General features: G+C 73.9%; 10 protein-coding genes. 3 read left to right on the top strand and 7 right to left on the bottom strand.

Annotation, left to right across the window (positions count from 1 at the left end; translation table 11 throughout):
* The 4 genes from ABWK99_RS09355 to mraZ form a co-directional block, all read right to left on the bottom strand.
* Window positions 1-965 (bottom strand): peptidoglycan D,D-transpeptidase FtsI family protein (locus ABWK99_RS09355; RefSeq protein ID WP_372594428.1); only part of this gene is annotated, 965 nt, incomplete at its 3' end.
* A 227-nt stretch (window positions 966-1,192) separates the two neighbouring features.
* On the bottom strand, window positions 1,193-1,615 hold the full coding sequence (locus ABWK99_RS09360; protein ID WP_372594429.1) for a hypothetical protein: 423 nt from the start codon (window positions 1,613-1,615) through the stop codon (window positions 1,193-1,195).
* On the bottom strand, window positions 1,612-2,601 hold the full coding sequence (gene rsmH / locus ABWK99_RS09365; RefSeq protein WP_372594430.1) for a 16S rRNA (cytosine(1402)-N(4))-methyltransferase RsmH: 990 nt from the start codon (window positions 2,599-2,601) through the stop codon (window positions 1,612-1,614). The genes ABWK99_RS09360 and rsmH overlap by 4 nt, the downstream gene beginning before the upstream one ends.
* A 179-nt stretch (window positions 2,602-2,780) precedes the next feature.
* Window positions 2,781-3,218 (bottom strand): division/cell wall cluster transcriptional repressor MraZ, encoded by a 438-nt coding sequence (gene mraZ / locus ABWK99_RS09370; protein ID WP_372594431.1) that lies wholly within the window; start codon window positions 3,216-3,218, stop codon window positions 2,781-2,783.
* A 393-nt stretch (window positions 3,219-3,611) separates the two neighbouring features.
* Between mraZ and ABWK99_RS09375 the strand changes: the two genes are divergently transcribed.
* The 3 genes from ABWK99_RS09375 (at window position 3,612) to ABWK99_RS09385 (ending at window position 8,103) form a co-directional block, all read left to right on the top strand.
* Complete coding sequence (locus ABWK99_RS09375) at window positions 3,612-4,610, top strand: AAA family ATPase (protein WP_372594432.1); 999 nt, start codon at window positions 3,612-3,614, stop codon at window positions 4,608-4,610.
* Entirely contained in the window at window positions 4,607-5,848 is a 1,242-nt protein-coding gene (locus ABWK99_RS09380) for a DUF58 domain-containing protein (RefSeq protein WP_372594433.1), read from the top strand. The genes ABWK99_RS09375 and ABWK99_RS09380 overlap by 4 nt, the downstream gene beginning before the upstream one ends.
* 125 nt (window positions 5,849-5,973) lie before the next feature.
* Window positions 5,974-8,103, top strand: coding sequence for a transglutaminaseTgpA domain-containing protein (locus ABWK99_RS09385; RefSeq protein ID WP_372594434.1), 2,130 nt, complete (start codon window positions 5,974-5,976; stop codon window positions 8,101-8,103).
* Here the strand turns inward: ABWK99_RS09385 and ABWK99_RS09390 are convergent.
* From ABWK99_RS09390 to ABWK99_RS09400, 3 genes are all read right to left on the bottom strand, one after another.
* The gene (locus ABWK99_RS09390; RefSeq protein ID WP_372594435.1) at window positions 8,054-8,446 is read right to left on the bottom strand and encodes a DUF3040 domain-containing protein; all 393 of its coding nucleotides are present in this window, start codon (window positions 8,444-8,446) and stop codon (window positions 8,054-8,056) included. The two genes, ABWK99_RS09385 and ABWK99_RS09390, sit on opposite strands and share 50 nt — an antisense overlap.
* 35 nt (window positions 8,447-8,481) lie before the next feature.
* Window positions 8,482-9,744 carry a DNA polymerase IV gene (gene dinB / locus ABWK99_RS09395; RefSeq protein ID WP_372594436.1) on the bottom strand — a complete coding sequence of 421 codons (1,263 nt, stop codon included), beginning with the start codon at window positions 9,742-9,744 and terminating at the stop codon, window positions 8,482-8,484.
* A gap of 7 nt (window positions 9,745-9,751) precedes the next feature.
* Window positions 9,752-10,162 (bottom strand): SAV_6107 family HEPN domain-containing protein (locus ABWK99_RS09400; RefSeq protein ID WP_372594437.1); only part of this gene is annotated, 411 nt, incomplete at its 5' end.

The raw sequence follows: 10,162 nt of genomic DNA on the forward strand, positions 1-10,162 counted from the left end.
GGGACGGAGTAGGTCGAGGTCGGCGTCGCGATGCCCTGCTCGAGGATCGCCGCCATCGTGATCACCTTCGCGGTGGACCCGGGCTCGTAGACGGAGGCGGCGGCCCTGGCCGGGTCACCGTCGCTCGGGTTGTTCGGGTCGATCGTCCCGGAGTCCGCGAGCGCGAGGATCTCGCCGGTCTGCACGTCGTAGACCTCGACCGTGCCCCATTGCGCCCCCGTCGTGCTGACCTGCTCGTCGATCGCCTGCTGGGCGATGAACTGCACGTCGCGGTCGATCGTGAGCTGGACGTCGCGGCCGGGGATCGCCGGAACCATCGAGTCGTCACCGGCGGGGATGCGCTGACCGCGCGCACCTCGCTCGTAGGTCTCCTCGCCGGGGGTCCCGGCCAGGACGTCCTCGTAGGTCTGCTCGACCCCTGCGAGACCGTAGCCGTCCGTCCCGGTGAAGCCGATGATGTTCCCTGCCGTCGTCCCCGAGGGGTAGACGCGCTCGGTCGTCCGCTCCCCGGAGATCCCGCTGATGCCGAGGGCCATGACCTCCTCGTACACGTCGGGGGCGACCCCCTTGGCGAGGTAGACGAAACCTCGCTCGCCGAGCAGGTCGGCACCGAGCTCCTCGGCGGTCATCCCCAGCAGGGGGCCGAGAAGGGCCGCCGCCTGGGCCGCGGAGTCGCTGCCCTTCCACTCGGCGACCTGCACCTGGTTGGCGACGATGTTGTAGCGCTCGACCGTCGTGGCCATCACCACTCCGTCGGCGTCGAGGATCTCACCGCGGTCCCCCGGCAGCTCGACGGTCGTGGTGCGCAGCGCCAGCGCGGTCTCCGCGAGACCGCTGCCGTCGAGGCCCTGGACGTAGACCAGCCGGCCGACGAAGACCGTGAGGATCGCGAGCACCCCCGCCAGGACCCAGGCGGGCCGCCGGTGGGTGCTCGCCGCCGGGCCGATCGGTGCCGGACGTGACACCCGAGCGGAGGGCGGTCCTCCCCTCCCGGCACGTACCGGTCCGCGGGCGGAGGGGACCTGGCGGGTCGCAGCGGTCGCGCCCGCGGCTGAGCGCTGGACTCCCGGGCGGGGTGCTGCGGTACGGGTGCTCGTGGCCGATGCCGCGCGCGCCGACCCCTGGCGCGAGGCACTCGCGCGCGACGGGGCCGCGCGCCGCGCCCCCGCTGCCTCCTGGGTCCTGTCCATCGTCAGCCGAGCCCGGCCGGGACCGGGTCGCCCAGGACCGCACCGTCGGCGAGCCGCAGGTACGCACCGCCCGGGGACGGGACCATGCCGAGCTGCTCGGCCGCGGCGGCGAGCCGCGCCGGGGCGGCGGCCTCGTCGAGAGCCGTCGCGATGCGCTGCTGGTTCTGCGCCGACTGCGCCAGCCTGGTCTGCAGGGCGTAGCGGGTGTACTCCCCCTGCGCCATCCGCGTGTTGAGCAGCAGGACGGCCAGCAGGGAGACGACGAGCACTGCCATGCAGGCAGCGACGAAGGGCACCCGCGTGCGGGCCTGGTGGGGTGCGTGCACCACGCGCAGCCGTGGCGCGGCGGGGCGGCTCGCGGCCGGCGTGGGCTGCGCCAGGGGCGCGGGGACGTGCGGCGCGCGGAGCGGGGCCGTGGCGCTCATCCTGCCCACCTCGCACTTCGCAGGAGCATGTGCTCAGGGGTCGGGCGCAGGCGTTCTGCTGCCCGCAGCCGGACGGAGGCGGACCGCGGGTTCGCCTCCAGCTCGCTCGCACCGGCCTGCTCGGCCCCGCGGGTGAGCAGCTCGAGGTAGGGCCGATGCGTCTCGGGCTCGACGGGCAGTCCTGCGGGTGCGCTGGACCTGGCCCCGCGCGCGAGAGCGAGCTTGACCAGGCGGTCCTCGAGGGACTGGTACGACATGACGACGATGCGGCCGCCCACCGCGAGGGTCTCGACGGCGTCCGGGAGGAAGCTCTCGAGCGTCGACAGCTCGCCGTTCACCTCGATGCGCAGCGCCTGGAAGGTGCGCTTGGCCGGGTTGCCGCCCGTCTGGCGAGCGGCGGCGGGGATGGCGGCCCGCACGATCGAGACGAGCTCGGAGGTCCGCGCGAGCGGGGCACGTCGTCGTGCCTCCAGGACCCCACGGGCGATCCTCGGGGCGAAGCGCTCTTCCCCGTAGGTCCGCAGGATCCGCACCAGGTCGGCCTCGTCGTAGCCGTTGAGCACGTCGGCGGCGGTGATCCCCGTGCTCGCGTCCATCCGCATGTCCAGGGGCGCGTCGTGGGCGTAGGAGAACCCGCGCTCGACCTCGTCCAGCTGGAGCGAGGACACGCCGAGATCGCCGAGCAGGCCCTGGACGGGCCGACCGACGACGTCCTGGACGACGTCGAGCACGTCGTCGTAGATCGCGTGCACGGCCGTGAACCGCTCGCCGAAGGGCGCCAGTCGCGCGCTCGCGATCTCGATGGCCTGCGGGTCACGGTCCAGACCCACGACACGCAGCCCCGGCAGCCGGGACAGCAGCGCCTCGCTGTGACCGCCCATACCGAGCGTCACGTCCACCAGCACGGACTCCGGCTCGGTGAGCGCCGGTGCGAGGAGCTCGACGCACCGGTCGAGGAGGACCGGGACGTGACGCTGCTCGTGCATCGGGTTCTCCTTCCGTTCGTCGTCCTGCGGGCCGGGGCGGGTGACCGCCGTGATCAGCGGTCGGGTGGTCCCTCCGACCACCCGACCAGGTCTCCCTCCGCTCCCTCTCTGGCGCGGGGAAGTGCGCCAGAGTGGTCGGGGAGAGACCTCGCCGTGCGGGCGGGGGTCCGTGAGGTCATTCAGAGGGCACCGGGGAACACCTCCTCGGTGGTCTCGGCGTAGGCGTCCACGCGGTCCGCCAGGTAGGCCTCCCACGCCTCGGCGTCCCAGATCTCGGCCCGGCTCCCGGTCCCGATGACGGCGACGTCGCGGTCGAGGCCCGCGTAGGCCCTCAGGTTCGCGGGGATGGACAGCCGCCCCTGCTTGTCGGGCACGTCGTCGTGCGCCCCGGAGAGCAGCACGCGCAGGTAGTCGCGGGCCCGCTTGTCGCTGACCGGCGCCGCACTCGCGCGCTCGTGGACCCGGGCGAACTCCTCGGCCGGGAACACGTACAGGCAGCGCTCCTGGCCACGGGTCATGACCAGGCCCTCGGCCAGCTGGGGGCGGAACTTCGCGGGAAGGATCAGGCGGCCCTTGTCGTCGAGACGAGGGGTGTAGGTCCCGAGGAAGTAGCCCATCCTCGCCCCCTTTCCGCCCCCGGACCGCCCCACGGCCCTCCCAGGTGCACCACGGTACTCCACAACCCTCCACTTACAAGCCCCAAATCACCGTCTGTCCGGGTGAACCTGTGCGAGTCCGCAGGTCAAAGGCAGGGAGGGAAGTGGAGGGAAATCCGGCCGCGAACGGGCACTGCGGCCGTCCGGCGTGCTCCTCGGGCACTCCGAGTGCTGCGGCTCCCGTGCGACGCCATCGCGGACCGGGCCCCGGGGGCGCGGCCGCCTGCTGGTGGAGGGGCCCGGTGGAGGGACGTGGAGCGCCCTGGTGGAGGGACGTGGAGCGCCCTGGTGGGAGCCATCGCCCGCGCGAGCCGTGTCGCCTACTCTCGTGACACGGCGACGAAGAGGTGGACCATGACGCATGCGCTGCCGACCTCGGCCGAGGTCGACACCCTGGCGAGGACGGCGACCCGGATCCGCGCGGCCATGGAGAGCGTCATCTCCGGGCGGCCCGACCTCGTCAGGTACACCGTCGCCGTCCTCCTCGCCGAGGGCCACCTGCTCATCGAGGACGTGCCGGGCGTCGGCAAGACCACCCTGGCCAAGGCCCTCGCGGCCTCCGTCGGCGGGACGGTCGGCCGCATCCAGTTCACCCCTGACCTGCTGCCGAGCGACCTCACCGGCGTCACGATCTACCGCCAGGCCCAGCACGAGTTCGAGTTCAGGCCAGGACCGGTCTTCGCCAACGTCGTCATCGGGGACGAGATCAACCGCGCCTCGCCCAAGACCCAGTCCGCGCTGCTGGAGTGCATGCAGGAGGCGCAGGCCACGATCGACGGCACGACGCACCCGCTGCCTCAGCCGTTCCTCGTCATCGCGACCCAGAACCCGATCGAGATGGAGGGCACCTACGCCCTTCCGGAGGCGCAGCGCGACCGGTTCATGGCCCGGCTCAGTGTCGGCTACCCCTCCCCCGAGGCAGAGGTCGAGATGCTCGAGCGGCACGAGGACGTCGACCCCCTGGGTCGGCTGTCCCCCGTGACGGACGTCCTCACGCTGCGCGCGGCCATCGACACCGCACGGCGGCTGCACGCCGCACCGGACATCACCCGGTACGTCGTCGACCTGGTGGGCGCCACACGGTCCGACCCGATGCTCCGCCTCGGGGCCTCGCCGCGCGCGGCCATCCAGCTGCTCCGCGCCGCGAAGGCCCTTGCTGCCGTCGAGGGCCGGGACCACGTGCTCCCCGACGACGTCCAGGAGCTCGCCGAGCCCGTCCTGGCGCACCGCCTGCTGGCGAGCACCGACGCGCGCCTCGCGGGTCGGACCATCAGCCAGACGATCGCCGACGTGGTCGCCCGGACGCCCCTGCCGGTCGCGCGATCGGCGCCGAGCGGTCGACGCACGGCGTGAGGAGCGTCCTCGCCGGGCTGCGACCCACCCGCCGCGGGCTGGGCATGGTCGGCACGGGCGCAGGCGCCCTGATCAGCGGGACGGCGATCGGCGTCCCCACCCTGGTGACCCTCGGACTGGTCCTCCTGCTCTCCGCGCTCGGGGGCCTCGCCCTTCTCCTCGTCGACATCGCCATGGCTCGCCACGGACGCATCAAGGTCGCCCGGCTCGTGCACCCGCACCCGCTGAGCGTGGGCGACGAGGCGCGCGTCCAGGTCGAGGTCACCGCTACCGGCGCGACGCGGCTGGACCGCTTGTCGATCTCCGAGCGGGCCGCCCGGGAGCTCTCCTCGGGCGGGGCACCGCGGGCGCGGGTGACCAGGGCCCCGCACCGGCTCACCCTGAGCTACCCGATCACGGGCGTGCGCCGCGGTCGTTGGCGCGCCGGCCCACTCGAGGTGCGCCGTACCGACCTGCTGGGCACCCTCTCCTGGCACGGTCCGCTCGGGGCGCAGGGCTCGGTCGCCGTCCGACCGCGCGTCGTCCCGCTGGCGCACCCACGGAGCTCAGCGGCGCTCGACACGAGTGCCGCGACGGGCAGCAGGACCTCGGCACCGGACGACACGGCGCTGCGCGAGTACCGGCCAGGCGACGACCTGCGTCGCGTGCACTGGGCGAGCTCCGCCCGGGTGGGCACGCTCGTCGTGCGCCAGGACGAGCAGTCAGGACGGCGCCCCGCCACCGTCCTGCTGGAGCTGCCGGTCGAGCCGGACGCGGTGGAGTGGACGATCTCGACCGGTGTCTCGATCGCCGGTGCACTGCTCGACGGAGGTCACCCCGTCCGGATCCTGGTGGCCGGGAAGGCACCGCTGCATCGCGGACCGGGGGCGCAGGCCTTCGAGGAGATGCTCGACGACGCCGTCGACCTCACCCCCGCCCCGGACCGCGTCACCTCGAGGGCATGGCTGATGGACGGGCTGGACTCCCTCGCCGCCCAGGGCGCCGGCCGCGAGCTCGTGGCCGCCGTCCTGGGGTCGGTGGACCGCCGGACCCTCGCCGATCTCGCGCGGCTCGGCTCGGTCCACGAGGGCTGGGCGCTGATTCGCACCGACGGTCACCCCACGGCGACCGAGATCACGAGCATCGACACGCTCCGACGGGGCGGCTGGGCTGCAGTGGCCGCCGACCTGAGGACCGGCCCGCAGGAGGCATGGTCCCTCGCACTCGGACTGCACGACGAGGCGGCGGCAGAACGGTGAGCCCAGGGACCCGCACCCCTCCGCGCGGCAGCACCGCCTCGAGGCGCACCGCCGGCTCTCCCTCGTCCGGCCGCGCGCAGAGGACGCCACGCCCGGTCCGCGGGCGCGGTCGTGACCCGCAGGTGATGGTCACCCTCGCCGTCGGCCTCGCCGTCGCCTGCGCCCTGATCTCCCTGGACGGGGTGCTGGCCCCGGGCCGCTGGATCGGTCTCGGGCTGCTCGTCGTGGCGATCGTGCTCGGCAGCGCGAGCCTCGCCCGTCGCGACTCCCGGCGGGCCGCCGCACCCGTCGCGGGGCCGGCCGCCGGGGCCCTCGTCGTCGGCGGGCTGACCCTGCTCGCCCAGCGCGGCACCCCGGGCGCCCCTGGGCCCGGCCTTGCCGAGCTCGTCGACGACGCGGTCAGCGCGATCGCCGACGGGACGGCGCCGGTCCAGGTGACCGCGGGACTGGAGCTCGCCGTCCTGCTGGGGGTCGTGCTGCTCACCGCCCTCGTCGCTCTGCTCGCCCTCGACCTTCGACGGCCAGGTCTCGCCGGGGTGGTCCTCGGCGTGGCATGGTCCGTCACCCTCGTCTTCGACCGTCCCCCGTCCACGCCACTCGTCCTGGCGGGTGCGGTGAGCCTCGTCCTGATGTTCTGGGCCGTGCGTCCCAACGGTGCGGCGCCACCCCCGGCGCGCGAGTCCGTCCCGGCCATCGGCCTCGCCGTCGTCGTCGCCGTGGTCGCCCTCGTGCTCTCCCCGCTCGCGACCTCGCTTCCCGGGTGGGCCGGGACGACCCTCCCGGCCCGATGGGGCACGGTCTCGGGCTCCGGCCTGCTGTCGCTCTCGACCGAGCTGGACCTGCGTTCGGACCTGGGGAACCGCCCGGACAGGACCGTCCTGACCTACCGGACCGACGCGGCCGACCTCGGGCCGCTGCGCACCTCGACCCTCGTCTCCTTCGACGGTCGTCGGTGGGGGGCCAGCCGCTCCGGACCGCTGCAGCCCGCGCAGGACGTGCTCTGGCCGCAGGAGACGACCCTCACCCCGGTCGAGACCGTGACCATCGAGATCGGTGACCTCGACCAACGCACGCTGCCGATCCCGTTGGACCCCCGCACCGTCGACGCGGGATCGGGCTGGGGCTACGACCAGGCCAACGACGTCGTCCGGAGCCAGGGAGCGCTCAGCTCAGGTCTCGCCTACACCGTGCTGGTCGCCCCGAGGGACCTGAGCGCTGACACGCTACGGGCCGACCGTCCCGCCGAGGTGGAGCCGGACTCGCCGCTGCTCGCCGTGCCCACCTCGCACGGCGAGGAGCTGAACGCCCTCGTCGCGAGCGTGGTCGGTGACGCCTCGACCGCATTCGACCAGGCCATCGCCCTGCAGTCGTGGTTCCGGGACGGACGGCTGTTCACCTACTCGGTCGACGTCGCCCCCGCGCGCTCCGACGACGCCGTCTGGGACTTCCTCGAGGACCGCACGGGGTACTGCGTGCAGTACGCCTCCGCGATGACGATGATGGCGCGGAGCCTGGGGATCCCGTCCCGTCTGGGTGTCGGCTTCCTCGCCGGGGAGCGCGGCACGGACGGGACCTACCGGGTCTCCGCACGCCGCGCCCACGCCTGGCCGGAGCTCTGGTTCGCCGATGCCGGCTGGGTGCGCTTCGAGCCGACCCCAGGGGTGCAGACCGGGGCTCCCCCCAGCTACGCGGACCCCGCGGTCGGCGCACCGGTCGAGGACCCGGAGCAGGTGCCGACCGCGACGGCGGATCCCCGACCCACCCGCGAGGCGTCCCCGGTCGCACCGGCAGCGCCCGGGGTGACGACCGAGCAGGACGGCACTCCCGTGGCACCGCTGATCGCGGCCGGTGTGGCACTGCTCGCCGTCGGCATCGCGGCACTCCTCGCCCGGCGTCGGCGTCCTCCGCTGACGCCGGAACGGGCGTGGGAACGGATCCGATCCGTTGCCTCGGCCCATGTGCCGTGGACCGACGCCACCACGCCCCGCCAGGCGGCCGACCTCCTGGCGCTCGCCCTCAGCCACAGCGAGACCGGCCCGGACCGCGCACCGAGCGGCCCGGGAGTCGACGGCCAGGACCCCGACGAGGCCGTGCAGGACGTGCGCCGCCTCGCGGCGATCGTGGAGGGCGGGCGCTACGCGCCCACGGCGCCGCCGTGGGCGGCCCCCGAGCTCGAGGCCCTGATCGAGCGCATCACGACCGAGCTCAACCGCGCTGGTCGCGCCTCTTCTCCCAGCGCTCCTCGAAACGGCTGAGGAAGCCGGCGCGACGACGCGTCGCAGGGGCGGAGGGGCGCGGACGGACCGAGCCGTCGGGCGCCACCGCACCCTGGGGACCATGGCGTCGCGGCCGGGAGAAGCCCCACAGCACCGCGCCGAACATCAGCACGAAGCCGACGACGCCGAGCCAGGCGAGGCTTGCTGCCGCACCGGCGACGAGGAGGCCGAGACCGACGAGCACGCCGGTTCCGGCGAGCAGCCAGCGAGTCAGGGAGTTCGACGACCTCCCGTGCATCGCGCTGGCGAGCTTGGGGTCATCAGATGAGAGCTGCTGCTCCATCTGCTCGAGAACGCGCTGCTCGTACTCGGACAGAGGCATCGCTACCTCCGCGCTGCCGATGGGACTGGACGGTCTCAGGATAGTTCCCCGCGGGGATGTGCGGTAGTTGAGCGACGAGAGGACGAGCGCAGGCTCGTGGCCGGTCGTACCGAGGCGAGTCCGAAACGGGACCTGACCTCGTCGACTGCCTGTTCCGCCCGACGCTGGGCCGGGGCACCGATCACCGCCTCCTCGAGCGTGGGCTGCCTCTCGGCGTCGTCGACCAGCCCCTCCAGACGCACCCCGACCAGCCGGACGGCCTGACCTCGCAGGTCGAGACCGGCGAAGAGCTCTCGAGCGATGAGGTAGACCTCCCGTGCGACATCCGTCGGGGCCACGAGCGTGCGCGACCTCGTCACGGTGCGCCAGTCGGTGGTCCGCACCTTGAGCGTGACGGTCCGCGCGCACCGCTCCTTCTCGCGCAGCTGACGGGCGCACCGATCGGCGAGCGCGAGGAGGTGTGCCTCGATCCGGGTGGCGTCCCGCAGGTCGGACTCGAAGGTCGTCTCCGCCCCGATGCTCTTCTCCACGTGCCCCGGGACGACGGGCCTCGGATCACGGCCCCATGCCAGGTCGTGGAGGTGACGTCCGGTGGCCGCACCGACAGCGCGCTGCAGGACGAGCGGGTCCGCGTCGGCGAGCTGGGCCACGGTCTCGATCCCCCAGCGCTCCAGTAGCTCCCGCGTCCTGTCGCCCACGCCCCACAGCGCAGCGACCGGGAGCGAGCGGAGGAGCTCGACCGTCGCCGCCCGGGGCACCAGGACCACGCCGTCGGGCTTGGCCATGCCCGAGGCCAGCTTGGCCATCGACTTGGTGGCAGCGATGCCGACCGAGCAGGTGACCCCCACCTCTCGGCGGACCCGCTCCCTGATCTGCTCGGCGATGACGAGGGGACCGCCGACGCGGCGTCGGGCGCCTGACACGTCGAGGAACGCCTCGTCGATGCTCACCTGCTCCATCACGGCCGTCATGTCCCGCATCACGCCCATCGCCTGCCCGGACGCCGCGCGGTACGCGGAGTGGTCGGGTGGGACGACGACGGCCTGCGGGCAGCGGCGACGCGCCTGGCTCATGGGCATCGCAGCGTGGACACCGAAGGCCCGCGCCTCATAGGTCGCCGCCAGGACGACGGAGCGGTCCGAGCCCCCGACGATCACCGGCAGCCCAGCGAGATGCGGGCGACGTGCGATCTCGACCGAGGCGAAGAAGGCATCCATGTCCACGTGCAGGATGCTGCAGCCGTCGTCGTCGTGTCCCCATGACCGACGGACGCCGGACGGGACGGCCGATCTGCTCATCGGACGATCACGAGGCCCGCAGGGCGCCGCGGGCCCCCTGGCTCGACGCCTCGACCCCCCGGGCGAGGACCGCACGGACCTCGTCCTGGAACTCCTCCGCCGATGCCAGCGCCAGGTCGGCACGCTCGTCGCCCACCTCCGCGCGGCCCGTCTCCAGGGCGGCGCGCAGCGGAGCCGCCGCCGCGAACAGGGCGGTCCACCTGAGCAGGCCGGGCTCGAGGGCGGCGACCAGCTCCCAGACGGGCCGCGGGCGACCGCGGTGGGAGGGCCGCCCGCCGCCGACGGCGGCATGTGCCTCGACGAGGGCCGCCCCTGCCCGCAGAGCGGCCAGGTGGGCATGGACGAAGCGCTCAGCGGGCTCGGCGGAGAAGGTCGCGGCGACCAGCTCGGCATCGCTGCGCTCCAGGAGCCGGTCCAC

The organism is Actinotalea sp., from assembly GCF_041597215.1.
In the GTDB taxonomy this organism is placed as follows: Bacteria; Actinomycetota; Actinomycetes; order Actinomycetales; family Cellulomonadaceae; genus Actinotalea.